General features: G+C 66.8%; 16 protein-coding genes. 12 read left to right on the top strand and 4 right to left on the bottom strand.

What is annotated here, in order from left to right; genetic code table 11:
- Positions 1-277: 277 nt before the first annotated feature.
- The 3 genes from AC3A3W_RS05580 to AC3A3W_RS05570 form a co-directional block, all read right to left on the bottom strand.
- A complete protein-coding gene (locus tag AC3A3W_RS05580; RefSeq protein ID WP_487440989.1) occupies positions 278-2,275 on the bottom strand; it encodes a multicopper oxidase family protein in 1,998 nt (665 codons plus the stop codon).
- Positions 2,276-2,356: 81 nt separating this feature from the next.
- Positions 2,357-4,360, bottom strand: coding sequence for a bifunctional copper resistance protein CopD/cytochrome c oxidase assembly protein (locus AC3A3W_RS05575; protein ID WP_487440987.1), 2,004 nt, complete (start codon positions 4,358-4,360; stop codon positions 2,357-2,359).
- 310 nt (positions 4,361-4,670) lie between these two features.
- Positions 4,671-5,522: a hypothetical protein gene (locus AC3A3W_RS05570; RefSeq protein WP_487440985.1), complete on the bottom strand. Its 852-nt coding sequence runs from the start codon at positions 5,520-5,522 to the stop codon at positions 4,671-4,673.
- Here AC3A3W_RS05570 and AC3A3W_RS05565 point away from each other — a divergent pair.
- The 12 genes from AC3A3W_RS05565 (at position 5,487) to AC3A3W_RS05510 (ending at position 17,111) form a co-directional block, all read left to right on the top strand.
- Positions 5,487-6,470 carry a hypothetical protein gene (locus AC3A3W_RS05565; RefSeq protein ID WP_487440984.1) on the top strand — a complete coding sequence of 328 codons (984 nt, stop codon included), beginning with the start codon at positions 5,487-5,489 and terminating at the stop codon, positions 6,468-6,470. The two genes, AC3A3W_RS05570 and AC3A3W_RS05565, sit on opposite strands and share 36 nt — an antisense overlap.
- A 6-nt stretch (positions 6,471-6,476) precedes the next feature.
- On the top strand, positions 6,477-7,466 hold the full coding sequence (locus AC3A3W_RS05560) for an HAD-IIA family hydrolase (protein ID WP_487440982.1): 990 nt from the start codon (positions 6,477-6,479) through the stop codon (positions 7,464-7,466).
- Positions 7,467-7,502: 36 nt separating this feature from the next.
- The gene (locus AC3A3W_RS05555; protein WP_487440981.1) at positions 7,503-7,808 is read left to right on the top strand and encodes a hypothetical protein; all 306 of its coding nucleotides are present in this window, start codon (positions 7,503-7,505) and stop codon (positions 7,806-7,808) included.
- Between the two features lies 1 nt (position 7,809).
- Complete coding sequence (locus AC3A3W_RS05550) at positions 7,810-8,622, top strand: TlyA family RNA methyltransferase (RefSeq protein WP_487440980.1); 813 nt, start codon at positions 7,810-7,812, stop codon at positions 8,620-8,622.
- Positions 8,623-8,634: 12 nt separating this feature from the next.
- Positions 8,635-9,675, top strand: coding sequence for an NAD kinase (locus tag AC3A3W_RS05545; RefSeq protein WP_487440979.1), 1,041 nt, complete (start codon positions 8,635-8,637; stop codon positions 9,673-9,675).
- Between the two features lie 3 nt (positions 9,676-9,678).
- Entirely contained in the window at positions 9,679-11,418 is a 1,740-nt protein-coding gene (recN, locus tag AC3A3W_RS05540) for a DNA repair protein RecN (protein ID WP_487440977.1), read from the top strand.
- A gap of 99 nt (positions 11,419-11,517) precedes the next feature.
- On the top strand, positions 11,518-13,308 hold the full coding sequence (gene pyrG, locus AC3A3W_RS05535; RefSeq protein ID WP_487440975.1) for a CTP synthase: 1,791 nt from the start codon (positions 11,518-11,520) through the stop codon (positions 13,306-13,308).
- 45 nt (positions 13,309-13,353) lie between these two features.
- Positions 13,354-14,016, top strand: a complete 663-nt coding sequence (locus AC3A3W_RS05530) for an NUDIX domain-containing protein (protein ID WP_487440974.1) — start codon at positions 13,354-13,356, stop codon at positions 14,014-14,016.
- Positions 14,016-15,062: a site-specific tyrosine recombinase XerD gene (xerD, locus tag AC3A3W_RS05525; protein WP_487440972.1), complete on the top strand. Its 1,047-nt coding sequence runs from the start codon at positions 14,016-14,018 to the stop codon at positions 15,060-15,062. Before AC3A3W_RS05530 ends, xerD begins: the two co-directional genes overlap by 1 nt.
- 11 nt (positions 15,063-15,073) lie before the next feature.
- Positions 15,074-15,562, top strand: coding sequence for an 8-oxo-dGTP diphosphatase (locus AC3A3W_RS05520; RefSeq protein WP_487440970.1), 489 nt, complete (start codon positions 15,074-15,076; stop codon positions 15,560-15,562).
- Positions 15,563-15,637: 75 nt separating this feature from the next.
- Positions 15,638-16,147 carry an RNA polymerase sigma factor gene (locus AC3A3W_RS05515; protein ID WP_487440968.1) on the top strand — a complete coding sequence of 170 codons (510 nt, stop codon included), beginning with the start codon at positions 15,638-15,640 and terminating at the stop codon, positions 16,145-16,147.
- Between the two features lies 1 nt (position 16,148).
- Positions 16,149-17,111 (top strand): hypothetical protein, encoded by a 963-nt coding sequence (locus AC3A3W_RS05510; RefSeq protein ID WP_487440966.1) that lies wholly within the window; start codon positions 16,149-16,151, stop codon positions 17,109-17,111.
- Positions 17,112-17,197: 86 nt separating this feature from the next.
- On the opposite strand, the gene AC3A3W_RS05505 is transcribed toward AC3A3W_RS05510, so the two are convergent.
- Positions 17,198-18,337 (bottom strand): bifunctional 2-methylcitrate synthase/citrate synthase, encoded by a 1,140-nt coding sequence (locus AC3A3W_RS05505; RefSeq protein ID WP_487440965.1) that lies wholly within the window; start codon positions 18,335-18,337, stop codon positions 17,198-17,200.
- Positions 18,338-18,343 lie beyond the last annotated feature (6 nt).

Raw genomic sequence — 18,343 nt, 5'->3', positions numbered from 1 at the left:
CCCCGCCCCCCAGCCCGGCCCCGGGCACCCCACCCGCCACACCGCCGTCGTACCACCCAACAACCGAGGAAACGTCCCGTGACCACCCGGCAACAACTGAGGAAACGTCCCGTGATAACCCGGCAGCAAGTGAGGGAGCGTCCCGTGATGACCGGCGACAAGTGAGGGAGCGTCCCCGTGGGGAGCGGCGAAAGGTGAGGGAGCGTTGGGTTGAGCCCGTCCGGCTGATCGAGCCTGTCGAGATCAGCGTTTCGACAGGCTCAACCAGCGGCGACCTTCAGTCTGTGCGTACGTTCGCCGTTGCCGTGCCTCCACGGCTGGAGGCAACACGCACCATCGTGACCTGCCGCGACGGCCCCGGCTTGGTTGTCCAGGACCAGCTTCCGAGGGAGCTGATGGTTGTGGCTCCGAGGCGCGTAGCGGTCCGGCCCGGCGTGACGTCATAGATCACCACGCTGGCCCCCGTGGCAGTGCCCGCGTACTGGGACGTGCCCGCGAAGGCGATGTCCTTGTTCAGCCGGTGCCGGGCCGTAGTGATCGTGACAACGTCGACTTGTGGCGCCGGCGGGGTTGTTGTCGCCGGGGTTGTTGTCACAGGTGCCGCCGTTTCAGTCGGCTGGCTGGTTGTTGTTGGTGCTGCCGTCTCGGTAGGCGTCGTGCTGCCCGGCTCAACTGGCGTCACGGGATTGATGGGATGCGGCCTGACTGCTTCGATGGGGTCGTTGGGGTCGGGTTCGTTGGGGTCGTAGCCCACGCTGAACTGGCCCATCATGTCGTGATCCTCGTGGGGGAGGTTGTGGCAGTGGATCATGTACCGGCCACGGTGGGGACCGAACTGCATGAGCAGGCGCACGGTCTCGCCCTCACCGACATACACGACGTCCTTGGGCCCGCGTTCGTAGGGGAAGGGTGCACGGCCGTTGCGGCTGAGGATCTGGAAGTCCACCAGGTGGATGTGCAGGGGATGGAACCAACCACCCGAGCTGTTCTCGAATTCCCAGATCTCGATGTCGTTGAGGTCGGGATCAGCCAGGACCTTCTTGTATCCGCTCCTGACGACTTCGTCCCAGGTCATCCCGTCTATGGTCCATGTGTCGAGGTCGCGCTTAAGGCGCATGTGCCGGGTCTTGACGGACTGGGACGGCGTCAGGCTCATGGTGGGGCTGCCGGTGAGCAGCGTCGGCATCACCCTGGCTGCGGGGCCGGAGGTGTCCACCGGGTCGCCGGTGACATCGAACGCCATGATCCTGCCGGTGAAGTCGTAGTCAACGTTGTTCTTGTTCGACAGGTTGCGCAGTTCAACCCGTTTGCCCACGGGGTACTTGGAGAAATCAATGAGGATTTCGTAGCGTTCGGCACCGGCCTGGCGCCAGGAGGTTACCTGCTGGGCGGCAGGCATCAGGCCGCCGTCCGTGCCTACCATCGTGACCGGGTCTCCGGCGCCGAGCTGGAAACGGTAGGAACGGGAGATGGAGGCGTTGAGGATGCGGAAGCGGTAGATGCGCCGCTGGACCTTCATGACAGGCCACGGCGCTCCGTTGACCAAGATAATGTCGCCCCACAGCCCGGAGTGGGTGTTGTCGTTGTAGCCGAGGGACCCGTTCTTGGCGAACATGGCGTCCGAGATGGTCAGTGGCACATCGAACTTGCCTTGCGGCAGCAGGTTGCGCTCAACCTCGTCGTGAAGGTGGTACTGGCCTGCGAGGCCTGAGTACACGCTCTGGGCGGTGTTGTGCACGGCGTGGTCGTGGTACCAGAGGGTCCGGGCCTGCTGGAAGTTGGGGTACTCGTAGTCCTTGCACAGCCCGCGGCCGGTGAGGTCGTTGGCGTAGCCGTCGAACTGGGGCAGGGATGCCGAACCATGGAGGTGGGTGGAGGTGTCCAGCCGGTAGCCCCACTGCGGGTGGAAGAGCGGCAAGACGTTGTCCATTTCCAGCGTGATCCGCTCGCCCTGGTTCACCTTGATGGTGGGGCCGGGGAACAATCCGTTGTACCCCAGGATCGGCGTGCTCAGCCCGGGCACGATGTTGCCCATGGCAGCGGTCTGCTCGATCTGGTACAGGTGGGTCTTCTTGCCGTCGGCCCCGATGGTGGTGCTCTTAGGGGCGAGCACCGGCGGGATGGGGAGCGTCCGCTGGTACAGCTTGGGCATGTTCTTCGGGTCCAGCAGGCTGGCTGATTTGGCATCCACGGAGGAGAGCGGCACAGCCAGCCCCATGGCTCCGATGACCCCGACACCGCCGATCTGCAGTGCCTGACGGCGTGAAACTGACATGACTACCTCCTGTGTAACGCCAAAAGTCCAAATGCTTTAGATAAAGAGTGGTTGGCCCACCCTGCGAAAACCTTGAGTGTCCTAGGGATCCAGCGGCAGGCTGTTGGGTGCCCGCCCGGCTTTGGGGGACCCTCCAGGACGGGACTGAGAGGCCTGATTTGTTGCTGCCGATGGCCTGGAGGCCGTCACCAGCTCTCGTGGGGCTGCGTCTGCGCCCCTGCCATCGGGAAGGGCGCCCGCCGCGCGGCGCGCTCGAAGAAGCACGACGGCGGCCGCCACCAGGAGGCTGCCCGCGGCTATCAGCCACATGGCGACGCCGGCGGGTTCTGCCTCCCCGACGGATGGAATGCCGAAGGCCGGATCCACGGATATCTGCCACGGCTCCCGCCGGGCATCCGGGAGTTGGTCAGGCTGCTGTGCCAGTGCCCAACCGTGCAAGCTGTAAAGCACCGCGGCACCCCCGAGGGCAAGCAACCTGGCCGCCACGGTGGCAGACGCAGGGCGGCTGAAAGCGCGCGTCACCGATGCGGTAAACAGGCACCCCGCCAGCAGCGCAAGGATCGTCATGGCCGCATACCCGAATTGGGTGCTCGACGAATATTCCAGCAGGGGTGTGTAGTACAGCAAGGTCAATGTCGCTGCCAGGCCCACCGCGGGGACAAGGGGTTCTGCTGTGGCCTTCAGAATCGGCCGCACAACTGCGTCCATGGCTTCTGTGGCCCCGCCGCTTCCGTCCTTCCGTCGAGAGATGGTCTGTTCCGCCAGAGACAATGGTGCCGCCGGCACCAGCAGCAACGGAACAACTGCCGCAATGGTCATCTGGGTCAGGACGTGGGCGCTGATGAGGTTTTCCTGGGCCGCATGGAGCCCGCCATTGGTCACGGCAAAAAGGACACTGACGCCGAACAACCAGAGGGCAGTCCGGTAAGCAGGCCAGGATCCGCCACGCAAACGGAGCCGGCGCAAACCAGCCAGGTACAGGAACACGGCCATTCCACAGACCACGCTCCACAACGGATCCGGCCTCCAAGTGGAGAACGCGTCGATAACTGAAGGGATCTGCGGTGTTTGTTCGGCAGGTCTCGCCTCGGCAATGGTCGGAGGAGGTGTGCGGGCCAGCGCGGCAGCAAGGCCGGACGCGGCCCCCATGACGGCAAGTTCGGTCACAGCCAAAACAGTGAAGGCCCGGACTCCCTTTCGGGGCTCGTGCTCGAGCTTGGCTATGACCCACCTGCGATGGAGCGTCCCGAAGACCCCCAACACAATGAACGCCGCGCTCTTGGCCGCAAGGATCCCCCCGTACGGGGTCGCCAGCGCCGCCAGGGTGCCGACGCCGGCCCAGCCCGCCAGAAGTCCCGAAACTGCCAGGGCCACGAAGGAAACCAGCGCAAGGGTCGAATACCGCCGGACAACCGTTGTGAACATTGCCGAATCCAGGGTCCTGCGGAGCACAACGAGCGCCAGCAGTCCTCCCAGCCAGACTGCGGCAGAGGCCATGTGCATCACCACCGAGACTGCGCTGTCAGGATGGCTTCCGCTGCCCGTCGCATGCGAATTCAACGCCAATGGGACGAGCCCCGCAAACGAAAGCAGCGCCGCCAGTGAAACATCCCGATGCCTGCGTGCCGCAAAACACAGGAATGTCACGGTAGCAGCCAACAGGAGGCTCAAAGCCCCCCGCCGTCCGGCGTCAACGTCCACGAGAAAACTGATGAACGCGGCCCCTGACCCCTCGGAAAACATGGCCAGATTGGCAAGCGAGTGAAACGTGAGGAAGCTCATGGCCCCACTGGCCCCGGTCCAGAATCCGGCGGAGATACCGGCGAAAGCGAGCGCCTGGCTGAAGGCCTTTTCCCTGGGAGGCAAGGCAAACAACGCGAGCATCAAGGAGCCGATGGTGCAGGCGGCCGCCACATTGAAGATGAGTTTTACAATGGGCAGTCCCCAAACAACAGCGGGTCCCGTCCTGGTCAGCAGGCCGGCCTCGGAGCCGGCGTGCGCGTAATAGGCAATGACAAGGGCCACAAGGCCGCATCCCACGACGACGGCTGCCGCCGCAGCTGCCCTGGCGGTTGACCTCTTCATGAATCCCCCTCGGCGCCTGGTTTCCGGTTCAGTCTCGCCACCGCTCCTTGGAGTTTCCCTGTGGAAGCAAGGCCGCTCGGAGGACCGACTCCGTCCTACCGGGTCAAACCGTCGCGCCCAAGCCCGGCGGGCCGGCGACTTGTGACGATATGCACAACGGCCCGTCCCGGCGCCCCCGTCGTTAGTGACTGGACCTGCCCTCGCCTAGAATTGCAGGAGATAAGCGGACGCCGAGTTGATTTACATCGGGTTGCGCAGGACAACAAAACACGGATACGAGCGGCTGCGCATTGCGCCAGTGGTCGGCTCACTACAGGAGGAATCCACCATGGCTGAGCACAACGGCGGCAACCGCAGCGGACACGACCGCGGAGATTCGGGCAGTAACCGTGCACGAGGCGGCCCATTCAGGGGGACCAGCAATTCTGGGGGAGACCCTAGGGGATTCAGGGCCAGGGAAGGACGCGGCGACGACGCTCCCCGCCGCGGCTCCGACGGTGAGCGTAAGCCGTTTGGTGATCGTCCGCGCCGCGAGGGTGAGGGTGATCGTCGCAGTTTTGGTGGCGGTGGCGGTGGCGGTGAGCGTAAGCCTTTCAGCGACCGTCCGCGCCGCGAGGGTGAGGGTGAGCGCCGCAGTTTTGGTGGCGGTGAGCGTAAGCCTTTCAGCGACCGTCCGCGCCGCGAGGGTGAGGGTGATCGCCGCAGTTTTGGTGGTGGCGGTGAACGTAAGCCTTTCAGCGACCGTCCGCGCCGCGAGGGTGAGGGTGATCGCCGCAGTTTTGGCGGCGGTGACCGCGACCGCAAGCCGTTTGGTGATCGTCCGCGCCGCGAGGGTGACGGTGAGCGCCGCAGCTTCGGCGGCGGTGACCGCGACCGCAAGCCGTTTGGTGATCGTCCGCGCCGCGAAGGTGACGGTGAGCGCCGCAGCTTCGGTGGCGGGGAGAACCGCAAGCCGTTTGGCGACCGCCAGGAGCGGGCGCCCCGCAGTTTTGACCGGGGCGACTCCGGTCCGCGCCAGTTCGGCCGTGACAGGGCAGAAGACCGCCCGGTGCGGGTCCCCAATGCACGGGACCTGCGCAGCGCGAACCGCCCGGACCGCGAACGTTCCCCCGAGATTGATGAGGACGTGACCGGTAAGGAACTGGACCGCGCCACACAGCACCAGATCAAAACCCTGGAACCAAAGAGCGCCGAATGGGTCGCCCGCCACCTCGTCATGGCAGGCCGCCTCCTCGACGAAGAGCCCGAACTCGCCTTCCAGCACGCTCTGGCGGCCAGCCGGCGCGGAGGCCGGCTGGCGGCTGTCCGCGAAGCCGTGGGACTGACCGCCTACGCCGCCGGGCACTACGGCGAAGCCTTGCGGGAGTTCCGGACCTACCGCCGTATCAGCGGCTCCAACGTGCACCTGCCTGTCATGGCTGACTGCGAGCGCGGACTCGGACGCCCGGACCGGGCCCTGGACGTTGTCCGCTCCGAGGAAGCCCAGGACCTCGACGCGCCGGGCAAGGTGGAGCTCGCGATCGTCGCGTCCGGTGCCCGTTCGGACCTGGGACAGCTCGATGCAGCAGTGGCCGAGCTTGAGATCCCGCAGCTGGACATCAACCGCGCCTTCTCCTACAGCCCCCGCCTGTTCCGTGTCTACGCGGACGCCCTCGCGGCCGTGGGCCGCCAAACCGAATCCGAGAAGTGGCAGCGGCAGGCTGCCGTCGCCGAAGAGGCGCTGGGCATGGGCGTCGCCGAGGAGCCGGACATCATCGACCTCGGCTGGGATGAGGAAGAGGAAGCCCGGGAGGAAGCCGAACGCAAACGGCTGATCGCCCACGCCGCCGCCGACGCTGCTCCCCAGGACGCCCAGAGCACTTCCGAGCAGGCAGCCGGCATAGCGCCGGCCGCCGATACTGATGCTGCTGATGCTGCTCCTGCCCGGACCGCCGCGGCGTCCACCGGTGACAACCTCGACGACGTCGAATCGGACTACTTTGAGTCCGACGACGCCGAATCCGACGTCGACTCCGCGGAACCGGATGAGGATGAGGATGACAATGAGGACGAAGCCACCGCGGGTGAGGCATCGGCCAACGATTCGCGGCACGAAGGCTCGGAGGACTAGGCACGCATGACTGACGCACACCTTATTTCGCGGTTCGACGCACTGCTCTCCGACCTGGACGGCGTGGTTTACGCCGGCCCCCATGCCATCCCGGGTGCAGTGGATTCGCTGCGGCGCCTGGACGGCATCGGCGTCGGGCTCGGCTACGTGACCAACAACGCGTCCCGGACCCCGGCGCAGGTGGCCGCGCACCTGCGCGAGCTCGGTGCCCCGGCCGAAGACCACCAGGTGGTCAGTTCCTCGCAGGCAGCCGCCGAGTTGCTGGCTTCGCTCCTCCCGGCGGGGGCTGCCGTCCTCATTACCGGCAGTCCGGCACTCGCCCACGAAATCGAGCTCGTGGGCCTGAAGCCCGTACACGGTGCTGCGGAGCATCCGGTGGCTGTCGTGCAGGGTTTCAACCCTGAGATCGGCTGGAAAGACCTGGCCGAAGCATCGTACGTCGTGGCCGGCGGCGCCCTGTGGGTCGCGACCAATACGGACATGTCCATCCCGCAGGCCCGCGGGATGGCACCGGGCAACGGCACCCTCGTGGCGGCGGTTACCGCAGCAACAGGCCAGACGCCGCGCGTTGCCGGGAAACCGGAGGCCCCACTGTTCCACGCTGCGGCCAAGCGGCTCGCGGCGGAGCGCCCGCTGGTAGTCGGCGACCGGCTGGACACGGACATCCTGGGCGGCAACCGGGCCGGTTTTGCCACTGTGGCGGTCCTCACCGGCGTCGACACCCGGGAGACGATCCTCGCAGCTCGCACGGACGAACGTCCTGACTTCCTCATCAACGACCTGCCGGGGCTGTACCAGCCATACCCGCCGGTAGAGCACGACGGCGGCGGGTACCGCTGCGGTAGCGCCGTCGCCTCCGTGGACGGAGACAGTGTCCGGGTCAGCGGCGACCAGGAAAACCTCGATTCCTGGCGTGCGGCCTGTGCAGCGTGGTGGAACGCCCGCCCGCAGGCGCCGGTGGCCACGGCTCCCGTGCTTGAATGGATTGATCAATAAAACTTGATCAATCAACCCGATCAATAGACTGGTGCAATGACAGAGCCGAATCCTGACGCTGATCTGGAGGCAGCCCCGCAGGTTGCTTGGCCCGAACTGCCGCCGGCCGGCTTTGACGAGTCCGGCTCCGCCGGCGCTCATCCGGGCTCCGCGGGCGCCCACTCCGGCAGCGCTGACCCGGACGCCACGGTTCAGGCAATTCTCGGCCGCGTGCGGGACATCCCTGCGCTTCCGGTGTCCGAGCACCCTGCCGCCTACGCGGAGATGCACGACAGCCTGCTGGCAGCGCTGAACGAGGACATCTCCGGGCCCGACGCCTCAGCAGGGCCCGGTGGCGCCTGACATGACCAGACTCGACCAGATCCTCGTCAGCCGCGGGCTGGCGCGGTCACGCACGCACGCCGCGCGGCTCATTGCCGACGGCAGGGTGACCTCGTCCGGCGACGTCCTCGCGAAAGCGTCGCTGCAGATCGCCGACGACCGCGAGCTGTCGGTGGCGGAAGACGACACCGACACATATGTCAGCCGGGCCGGGCACAAACTGGCCGGCGCCCTCGACGCTTTTCCCGCGGTCGCCGTCGGCGGTAAACGCTGCCTTGACGCAGGCGCGTCCACCGGCGGCTTTACTGACGTCCTCTTGCGGCGGGGGGCAGAGCACGTAGTGGCGGTCGACGTCGGGCATGGCCAGCTCGTGCCGCAGCTGAGGGACGACCCCCGGGTGAGCGTCTATGAGGGGCTGAACGTCCGTTACATGGACCCGGACCAGATCGGCGGCACGGCGGAGCTGACCGTGGCGGACCTGTCCTTCATCTCGTTGACGCTCGTCGTGGCCCCGCTGGCCGCGTGCACCAGCCCCGGCGGCGACCTCGTGCTCATGGTCAAGCCGCAGTTCGAGATCGGCAAGGAGCGGCTCGGGCGCACCGGCGTGGTCACGTCCGAGCGCGAACGCCGGATGGCAGTCGGTAAAGTGGCGGGGGCTGCCGTGGATGCTGGACTGGAACTCCGCGGACTGGCCACCAGCCCGCTGCCCGGGCAGGACGGAAATGTCGAATACTTCCTGTGGATAAAACGAAGAATTGCCGAAGACTTGCCTAAGATCGAAGAGCGGGATGCAGCCGTGGCTGTGTTGCTCGGAAAAATCTGGCCGAACCACTAGAGAGCGGAACCGATGAGCAGGCGTGTACTGGTACTTGCCCACACCGGCCGCGAAGAATCCCTGAAGGCTGCCTGGGAGGCGTGCGCCCAGCTGCACGCGTCCGGCATCATCCCGGTGATGCAGGAATCGGAACTGGGCGACATGGAGGGCTTTTTCGGCCGGCTGGAGCACCCTGTGGAGGTTCTGCACGACCATGTCCAGCTGCCCGATGTGGAGCTTGTCATGGTGCTCGGCGGGGACGGCACCATCCTTCGGGCCGCGGAACTCGTCAGGGAAGTGGATGTTCCCCTCCTCGGCGTGAACCTGGGCCACGTGGGGTTCCTGGCCGAAAGCGAGCGGGCGGACCTCGCCCAGACCGTGGAATGGATCGCCAGCCGTGAATACACGGTGGAAGAGCGCATGACCATTGACGTCCAGGTGTGGGTCCGCGGGCAGAAAATCTGGCACACGTGGGCACTCAATGAGGCAGCCATCGAAAAGGGGAACCGCGAGCGGATGCTTGAGGTGGTCACCGAGGTGGACGAGCGTCCGCTGACCTCCTTCGGGTGCGACGGCGTGGTGCTCGCCACGCCCACGGGATCGACGGCCTACGCGTTCTCGGCCGGCGGCCCCGTGGTGTGGCCCGAAGTGGAAGCCCTGCTGATCGTCCCCATCAGCGCCCACGCGCTGTTCGCCAAGCCGCTGGTGGTCTCACCGCGGTCCAGGCTTGCCGTGGAGGTGCTGAACCGGACGGACGCGCAGGGCGTGCTGTGGTGCGACGGCCGCCGATCGGTTGACCTTCCGCCCGGCGCCCGGGTGGAGGTCACGCGTTCCGCCACCCCCGTCCGGCTGGCCCGCACCCACCAGACGCCGTTTTCCGCACGGCTGGTCCGCAAATTCGAACTGCCCATCCACGGCTGGCGCGGGCCGGTGCCGCAGTCCGGGACCGTCACCACAGGCCCTGTGCCGATCGTGCGGACGCCCCGGTCCATGGCTCCTCCGCCGGCGCCCGGCTACGCCGGGCAGATCCTTGCCGGGCAGTCCGAAGAAACCGATCCTCCGACTGGGAAGTGATCCATGCTTGAAGAACTGAGAATCCGCGATCTGGGCGTTATTGCTGACGCCACGCTGCCGCTGGGCCCCGGGCTCAGCGTGGTCACCGGCGAAACCGGCGCCGGCAAGACCATGGTGGTCACCGCCGTCGGGCTGCTGCTCGGCGCGCGGTCCGACGCCGGTGCCGTCCGCAGCGGCGCAAAGAGCGCCTCCGCCGAAGCCGTCGTCAGGCTCGAGTCCGGGCATGGCGCCGTGGAACGAGCCCGTGACGCCGGGGCGGAAATCGAGGAGTTCGACGGCGGCGCGGAGCTGCTGCTGGCACGGCGCCTGGGTGCAGACGGGCGCAGCCGCGCGTTCCTCGGCGGCAGGGCCGCGCCGGTGGGCGTGCTGGCCGAAATCGGCGAGTCGCTCGTGGTGGTGCACGGGCAATCGGACCAGATCAGGCTCAAGAGCGCCGCAGCCCAGCGCGAGGCCCTGGACAAGTTCGCGGGGGAGGCCCTGGCCGCCGCCCTGGGTGGATTCCAACAGCTGTACGCCTCGTGGAAGGCCAGCCAGACCGAGCTGGAGACCCTCCGCAGTGCGGCGCGGGACCGGCTGCGCGAGGCCGAATCCCTCGAGGCCTCGCTGGCGGAGATCGACGCAGTGGACCCCCAGCCGGGGGAAGACGAAACTCTCAAGGCCGAGGCCGTGAAGCTGGCGAACGTCGAGGAGCTCCGGATCGCGGCCACCGCGGCACACCAGGCGCTTATCGCAGAGGACTTCGGCGAAACCGGTGACGCCACGACGCTGGTGGACAGCGCCAAGCGGACACTGGAGCACGTGGCCGAGCACGATGAGGAGCTCGGCGCGGCCGCCGCGCGGCTCGCGGAAGTGGGGTTCCTGCTCAACGACATCGCCACCGAGCTGGCAAGCTACCAGGCCGGCCTGGACTCGGAGGGCCCTGAACGGCTGGCAGAGATCGAGGAACGCCGGGCAGCCCTCGCCAAGCTCGTCCGCAAGTATGCACCGAGCATCGACGAAGTCCTGGAGTGGGCGGAGAAGGCCCGCGTCCGCTTCGATGAGCTGCAGGACGATTCCACGCGGATCGAGAGCCTGGACGCAGAGGTGGCCCGGGCAGAGGTGGAGCTCACCAAGCAGGCTTCGGCCATCAGCAAGATCCGGGCGAAGGCAGCCAAGGACCTGTCCGCAAGGGTGAGTGCCGAACTGACGGCCCTCGCCATGGCGGATGCCACCCTCGTGATCAACATCGAGGCCGCAGGCCAGCTGGGCCCCTACGGCGCGGACGACATTTCCTTCCTGCTCCGGCCCCACTCGGGTGCGCCGGCCCGGCCCCTGGGCAAGGGTGCATCCGGCGGTGAGCTCTCGCGTGTCATGCTCGCCATCGAAGTCGTGCTGGCCGCCGTCGACCCCGTGCCCACGTTCGTCTTCGACGAAGTGGACGCCGGGGTGGGTGGCCGCGCCGCCGTCGAAATCGGGCGCCGGCTGGCCATGCTGGCACGGCATGTTCAGGTCCTCGTGGTCACCCACCTGCCGCAGGTCGCCGCCTTCGCTGACCAGCACATCCGGGTGACCAAGACCTCCGTACGGGGTGCCGACGGCGCCACCGCCACCGGGTTCACCTCCAGCGACGTGCAGCTGCTGGACGAACCCGAGCGGGTCCGGGAACTGGCACGGATGCTGGCGGGCCAGGAGGATTCGGAGACGGCGCAGGCCCACGCGCAGGAGCTGCTGGACGACGCCAGGCTGCTGCCGCAACAGGCCTAGGCGGCCTCAGCCCCTGGGTCTCTCTTGCCCTCAGGGCGCCGGGCACGGGAGACTGAGGCATTTGGGGGCGCGTTACCCGACCCGTGGAAGGCTCAATTGATGATAGGCTCGAATTCCGTGGTGCAGCGATCAAATTCCCGTGTAAATTCCCGGTTCCCGGGCTCGTCCAAGACGACCAAACACATCTTCGTCACCGGCGGTGTGGCGTCCTCGCTCGGTAAGGGACTGACGGCTTCAAGCCTCGGCCACCTGCTGCGGGCACGCGGTTTGTCTGTAACTATGCAGAAGCTCGATCCCTACCTCAATGTGGATCCGGGCACGATGAACCCCTTCCAGCACGGCGAGGTCTTCGTCACAGATGACGGCGCCGAGACCGACCTCGACATCGGGCACTACGAGCGCTTCCTCGACGAAAACCTCGAGGGCTCCGCGAACGTGACCACCGGCCAGGTCTACTCCACCGTGATCGCCAAGGAGCGCCGCGGCGAGTACCTCGGCGACACCGTCCAGGTCATCCCGCACATCACCGATGAGATCAAGCGCCGCATGCGGCTTCCGTCCGAGGGCAAGAACGCGCCGGACGTCATCATCACCGAGATCGGCGGCACGGTTGGCGATATCGAGTCGCAGCCGTTCCTTGAGTCCGCCCGCCAGGTCCGCCAGGACATCGGCCGGACCAACGTCTTCTTCCTGCACGTGTCCCTGGTCCCGTACATCGGGCCCTCGCAGGAACTCAAGACCAAGCCCACCCAGCACTCCGTGGCGGCCCTCCGCTCCATCGGCATCCAGCCCGAAGCGATCGTGATCCGCTCCGACCGCGAAGTGCCCGATGCTATGCGCGAGAAGATCGGCCGTATGTGCGACGTCGATATCGACGCCGTGGTCAATGCCGCCGATGCGCCCAGCATCTACGACATTCCCAAGACCCTGCACACCCAGGGCCTGGATTCCTACATCGTCCGGGCGCTCGACCTGCCCTTCAAGGACGTCGACTGGACCAGCTGGGACAAGCTGCTCGAAGCTGTCCACAATCCGAAGCACGAAGTCGAAATTGCCCTCGTGGGCAAGTACATCGACCTTCCGGATGCCTACCTCTCCGTGACCGAGGCCCTGCGCGCCGGCGGTTTCGCCAACGACGCCAAGGTCAAGATCCGCTGGGTGCCGTCCGATGAGTGCGAAAGCCACGAAGGCGCGGTCCGGTCGCTGGACGGCGTGGACGCCATCTGCGTTCCCGGCGGGTTCGGCATCCGCGGCCTCGAAGGCAAGCTGGGTGCGTTGAAGTTCGCCCGTGAATCCAGGCTGCCGGTGCTGGGCCTGTGCCTGGGACTGCAGTGCATGGTCATCGAGTACGCCCGCAACGTGGTCGGCCTCGAAGGCGCTTCCTCCAGCGAGTTCGAGCCCGACTCCAAGTACCCGGTCATCGCCACCATGGAAGAGCAGCTCGAGTTCGTCGAGGGCCGCGGTGACCTCGGGGGCACCATGCGCCTCGGACTCTACGAGGCCAAGCTGGAAGAGGGCTCGGTCATTGCCGAGACCTACGGCACCACCACCGTCAGCGAACGCCACCGCCACCGCTACGAGGTCAACAACAAGTACCGCGAGCAGATTGCCGCCCAGGGCCTCGTGTTCTCCGGCACATCGCCGGACGGCAAGCTCGTCGAGTACGTGGAGCTGCCGCGTGAGGTGCACCCGTATTACGTGGCAACGCAGGCCCACCCCGAGCTGAGTTCGCGGCCCACGCGCCCGCACCCGCTGTTCGCAGGGCTGGTCAAGGCTGCGCTGGACCACCAGAGCGGCAATGCCGACACCGGCTCCGTTGCTCCTGTGTCCGGGACCGCAGCGCCGGAGGTGCCAGCCGCTGAGGCTGCCTCCGGGGCGACCGCCCGCTAACTGATTGCACGGTAGGCCAGAGCACTAATGACGGAGGACGGCGCGATGCCCGGTATTTCTGAAAACACCCCTGCTGCACGGCAGGTTTCGGATGCGCCGAGCCCGCGCCGTCTGCTGTCCACGGAAAAGGTCTACGAGGGCCGGATCTGGGACGTCGTGAGCGACAGCTTCAAGCTGACCGACGACGGCACCGCGCTGGTGCGTGACTACATCGACCACCCCGGGGCCGTGGCCGTGCTGCCCATGAACGACGACGGCGAGGTGCTGCTGATCAAGCAGTACCGGCACCCGGTCGGCATGGACCTCTGGGAGATTCCCGCAGGCCTGCTGGACGTCGAAGGCGAGGACTTCGTGGCAGGAGCCGCGCGGGAACTCGCCGAGGAAGCGGATCTCGTGGCCGGTACATGGAACGTCCTGGCGGATTTCTTCAACTCTCCCGGATCCTCCAGCGAAGCCATCCGCATCTACCTTGCCCGCGGGCTCACCGAAGTGCCGCACCACGAGCTTCACGTCCGCACGGACGAGGAAGCCGAAATTGAACTGCACTGGATTCCGCTCGAAGAAGCCGTGGCTGCGGTGCTGGAGGGTCGCCTGCATAACCCGTCCGCCGTCGTCGGGGTCCTTGCCGCCGCGGCGGCTAAGGCAGACGGATTTTCCGGGCTGCGGCCGGCCGATGCCCCGTGGCCGGCCCACCCCAGCCAGCGCTGATGACGGCGGGCACGGCAGCAGCTGAGACCCCGCCCGCCCCGGGCGATCCTGGAGGGGACCGGGAGGCTCAGGTGCGCCCGGGCGCCGACCGTACCCGTTCCGAACGCCCGAGGACCGCGATCGACCGCGCCGTCACCGACTACCTCCAGCACATGGGCGTCGAGCGGGGCCTGGCCGCCAACACCCTCTCCGCCTACCGCCGCGACCTCGTGCGGTACTCCAACTACCTCGCCGCCGAAGGCCTCAGCCGCCCCGGCGATGTGACGCGCCGGCACGTGACGGGCTTCGCCCAGGCATTGTCTGACGGTTCGGACGGCGGAACTCCCCTGGGCGTGAGGTCGGCGGCCCGCACCGTCGTCGCCGTCCGTGGGCTGCACAAGTTTTGGGCACTGGAAGGCATGACGACGGCGGATCCCGCCAGCGACGTCCACCCGCCCCTGCCGGGGAAGCGGCTGCCCAAGGCCATCACCGTGGACGAGGTCACCCGGATCCTGGAAGCCGCCGGTACCGACACCGCCACGGGCCTGCGGGACAGGGCCCTGCTCGAATTCCTCTATTCCACCGGCGCCCGCATCAGCGAGGCAGTCGGGCTGGACGTGGATGACATCTCCGTGCAGCCGGCCGAAGACGGACCCGCCATAGTGCGGCTGTTCGGCAAGGGATCGAAGGAGCGGCTGGTTCCGCTCGGATCCTATGGGGCCCGGGCCCTGGATGCGTACCTGGTGCGCGGCCGGCCCCTGCTCGCGGCCAAGGGCAAAGGAACACCGGCGCTCTTCCTCAATGCCCGGGGCGGGAGGATCAGCCGGCAGAGCGCGTGGACGATTTTGAAGGCCGCAGCCGAAAAAGCCAACATCACCAAGGATGTGTCCCCGCACACCCTGCGCCACTCGTTCGCCACCCACCTGCTCGAGGGCGGGGCGGACGTCCGCGTCGTGCAGGAACTGCTGGGCCATGCCTCGGTCACCACCACCCAGGTGTACACGCTCGTCACAGCTGACACGCTCCGGGAAATCTACGCCGCCGCCCACCCGAGGGCGCTGGGATAGAGAATGGATCCATGAGTTCGACGTCTGTCACGCTGTGCTTCCTGTTGCGCGATGGCCCAGCAGGCCCCCAGGTCCTGCTGGGCCTGAAAAAGACCGGGTTCGGCGTCGGCAAGATCGTTGGTCTGGGCGGTCACGTTGAAGCGGGGGAGACCGACGCCCAGGCTGCCTGCCGTGAGGTTCACGAGGAAGCCGGCGTCACCGTGCTGGAGGAAGACCTTCGCGACGCCGGACTGATCGAATTCGTCTTTCCGGCCCGGCCGGAATGGAATATGTCCACCCGGCTCTTTACCGCCCGGCGCTGGGCCGGCGACCCGGTGGAGAGCTCGGAAATTCTTCCGGAATGGTTCCTGGTTTCCGCTCTTCCCTTGGAGCGCATGTGGCAGGACGCGGAGCACTGGCTGCCCGCGGCCGTGGACGGGGGAGTCGTCGAGGCCGTCATCACCCTAAACGAGGACAACGAGACCGTGGCCTCCGCTGAATATTCTTCGCGGAGTGTGTAACAGCCCGGGCCGCTGGCGGAAACAATACGTGTAGCCTGCCAGGCCAGGACCGTACTTCTTTCGTTTGGGGGATGCGTGGGATCGGAACGCGAACTGGCGTTCATCGCCGTTCACAGGGAAAGCTATCCGCGGGTCTACAGATTCGTGCGTCGGCGCGTGGAGTCCGCGGAGGTTGCCGAAGAGCTTGCAGCGGACGTCTTCCGCGTGGTGTGGCAGAAGTGGGACGACAGGCCCCGGACGGACTCCGCCTGGCTTTTTACGGTTGCCCGGAACCTGATCGGAAATGCCTACCGCAGCCGTGACCGGATGCTGGCGCTGCAGGAGAAACTCAGATCAGCCGCGGAACTCCGCCCCGATGCGGAGTCCGAGGACCTGGTGGTCCAGGATGTCATGGCGGCACTGCGTGAGAACGAGCGCGACATCCTCCAGCTGGCCTACTGGGACGAGTTAAGCATGGCGGAAATCGCCGGCGTCCTTGGGTGCAGCGAATCCGCCGCGAGGGTCCGGCTGCACCGTGCGCGGGCGGCCTTTCGCAAACGGATGCCGGCGGCGGCAGGGTCGATCACTCAGAAGATGGAGGCATGAGATGGATCCGATCCAGAAGCTGATTTCCGGGGCCGACCCGCTCCGTAATGACACTGCGGAAGTTCCCGACGCTGACGCGGCCCTGCGCGGAGTCCTCGCCGGACCACCCGTCTTCAGCGACGGCCTGCCAGCCAACGTGGTGCCGTTCGTGGAACGGAGGCGGAGCAGGGCGCGGTTAGCCGGCGTGCTTGGGCTGGCCGCAGCGGCAGTGACCGCCGGCGTCCTGGTGGGCACGAACCTCGGGGCCGTGACGCTGGCCCCCGCTCCTGCCGGCCCCGCCGCGCCGACAGCCTCAGAAGCCACTCCGACGGTATCGCCGACGCCGGCTGCATCACGGACGGCGGCGGCGCCGGCACCAACCCAGGCAGCGCCAGCAGGTGCGTGGGTGTCCTTTACCGACGCGACAGGCCAGGCCACCTTCGAACACCCGGACGGATGGACGGTAAGAGAAGATCCGCAAACCATCGCCGGAGGCTCCTACAACGCTGTCGAGGTGAGAAATTCCGGCGGCAAGACCGTGGCCACCCTGAATCTGGCCTACGACGGCACGGGAGGCCCGATGTGCCCCGACCCAAAGCCCTTCCAAACGCTTGATTCAGTGGTTCTCGATATTCCGCAAAAGGCCGCCAAACTCAGGGAATTTCCGCGTGGCCCCTCGGCATTTGTCTTCAGGGTCATCCGGGGAGAGAAGGTGTACGGCTCCATGGCACTCACCGACGGCGAGCTGGCTCCGCAGCCCACCACGTGCGGTTTGTATAACGGGATCCTGGGTCCGGACAACGTTCCTTTCGCGCACTTTGGTGACTCCGTGTGGCTCACCGCTGATGGTCAGAACGCTCCGCTCACCTTCGATACCGTCGCAGCAGCGAAGGCCCACATGCAGACGCAGGAGTACCAGGACATTAAGCGCATGCTGGTCTCCCTGGCGCTGCGCCCGGCCGGAACGGCCCCGGCACGTGGTTAGTTAGCAGACAGGCCTGCCGTAACGGCGCCGGGCCGGCCACCGATGTGGTGACCGGCCCTGCGTCGTGCGTTCCGCGGCTGTGGAACCTAGGGCACGTGCCGTTCCTCGGCGCCGTTGTAGGTGCTCAGCGGCCGGATCAGTGAGTTCGATTCGAGCTGTTCCATGATGTGGGCCGTCCAGCCGGTGATGCGGCTGGCGACGAACAGCGGGGTGAACATCTGCGTGTCGAAGCCCATGAGGTGATAAGTAGGCCCGGCCGGGTAATCCAGGTTCGGCTTGATCCCCTTGGCCTCATCCATGGCGGACTCGAGCCCGTTGTAGAGCCCCAGCAGTTCCGGCCTGCCGTAGTGGGCGATCATCTTGTCCAGGGCGGCCTTCATGGTGGGCACGCGAGAGTCGCCGTGCTTGTACACGCGGTGCCCGAAGCCCATCACCTTCTTTTTGTTCGCCAGCGCATGTTCCATCCAGGCCTTGGCCCGGGCCGCGGCATCCTCCAGGGATTCCTCCGGGCGGATCCCGATCTCGTCGAAGGTGTGCATGACGGCCTCGTTCGCGCCGCCGTGCAGCGGACCCTTGAGCGCGCCGATCGCGCCGGTCACCGCCGAATGCAGGTCGGACAGCGTGGACGTGATGACCCTGCCGGCGAAGGTGGAGGCGTTGAAGGAGTGCTCGGCGTAGAGAATCATGGAGACGTTGAAGGCCTCCACCACTTCCGGCACCGACTCCTCGCCGAACGTCATCCACAGGAAGTTGGCGGAGTAACCAAGGTCGTCGCGGGGCTCCACCAGGGCCTGGCCGCGCCGGCGGCGCTGGTCGTACGCCACGACGGCGGGCATGGCCGCGAACAGGTCCACGGCCTTGGCCATGTTGGCCTCCCGGGAGGAATCCTCCGCGAGTTCGTGGCGCGCGCCCATGACCGAGGCAGCGGTCCTGCAGACATCCATGGGGTGGGCCGTGACCGGCAGGATGTCGATCACCTGTTTCACCACAGGGTCCAGGGGACGTCCGGCCCGCTCCCGCCCCGTAAAGGCGGCCAGCTCCTCTGTAGTGGGGAGTTCGCCGTTCCAGAGCAGGTAGGCGACCTCTTCGAAGCTGCACCGTGCTGCGAGTTCCTGGACCGGATAGCCCCGGTACAGCAGCGAATTGGTATCGGAGTTGACCTTGGAGACGGCGGTGTAATCCACCACGACGCCTGCGAGGCCTTTTTTGATCTCTTCTTCAGCCATGCTGAA

Source organism: Arthrobacter sp. Soil_N43 (assembly GCF_057655195.1).
This window is presented reverse-complemented; position numbering and strand designations above follow the sequence as displayed.

What these genes read in the sequence shown, in the direction of transcription:
- AC3A3W_RS05580 (WP_487440989.1), bottom strand. Translation starts at nt 2,275, where the DNA reads ATGTCAGTTTCACGCCGTCAGGCACTGCAGATCGGCGGTGTCGGGGTC.
- AC3A3W_RS05575 (WP_487440987.1), bottom strand. Translation starts at nt 4,360, where the DNA reads ATGAAGAGGTCAACCGCCAGGGCAGCTGCGGCGGCAGCCGTCGTCGTG.
- AC3A3W_RS05560 (WP_487440982.1), top strand. Translation starts at nt 6,477, where the DNA reads ATGACTGACGCACACCTTATTTCGCGGTTCGACGCACTGCTCTCCGAC.
- AC3A3W_RS05555 (WP_487440981.1), top strand. Translation starts at nt 7,503, where the DNA reads ATGACAGAGCCGAATCCTGACGCTGATCTGGAGGCAGCCCCGCAGGTT.
- AC3A3W_RS05550 (WP_487440980.1), top strand. Translation starts at nt 7,810, where the DNA reads ATGACCAGACTCGACCAGATCCTCGTCAGCCGCGGGCTGGCGCGGTCA.
- AC3A3W_RS05545 (WP_487440979.1), top strand. Translation starts at nt 8,635, where the DNA reads ATGAGCAGGCGTGTACTGGTACTTGCCCACACCGGCCGCGAAGAATCC.
- recN (WP_487440977.1), top strand. Translation starts at nt 9,679, where the DNA reads ATGCTTGAAGAACTGAGAATCCGCGATCTGGGCGTTATTGCTGACGCC.
- pyrG (WP_487440975.1), top strand. Translation starts at nt 11,518, where the DNA reads ATGATAGGCTCGAATTCCGTGGTGCAGCGATCAAATTCCCGTGTAAAT.
- AC3A3W_RS05530 (WP_487440974.1), top strand. Translation starts at nt 13,354, where the DNA reads ATGCCCGGTATTTCTGAAAACACCCCTGCTGCACGGCAGGTTTCGGAT.
- xerD (WP_487440972.1), top strand. Translation starts at nt 14,016, where the DNA reads ATGACGGCGGGCACGGCAGCAGCTGAGACCCCGCCCGCCCCGGGCGAT.
- AC3A3W_RS05520 (WP_487440970.1), top strand. Translation starts at nt 15,074, where the DNA reads ATGAGTTCGACGTCTGTCACGCTGTGCTTCCTGTTGCGCGATGGCCCA.
- AC3A3W_RS05510 (WP_487440966.1), top strand. Translation starts at nt 16,149, where the DNA reads ATGGATCCGATCCAGAAGCTGATTTCCGGGGCCGACCCGCTCCGTAAT.
- AC3A3W_RS05505 (WP_487440965.1), bottom strand. Translation starts at nt 18,337, where the DNA reads ATGGCTGAAGAAGAGATCAAAAAAGGCCTCGCAGGCGTCGTGGTGGAT.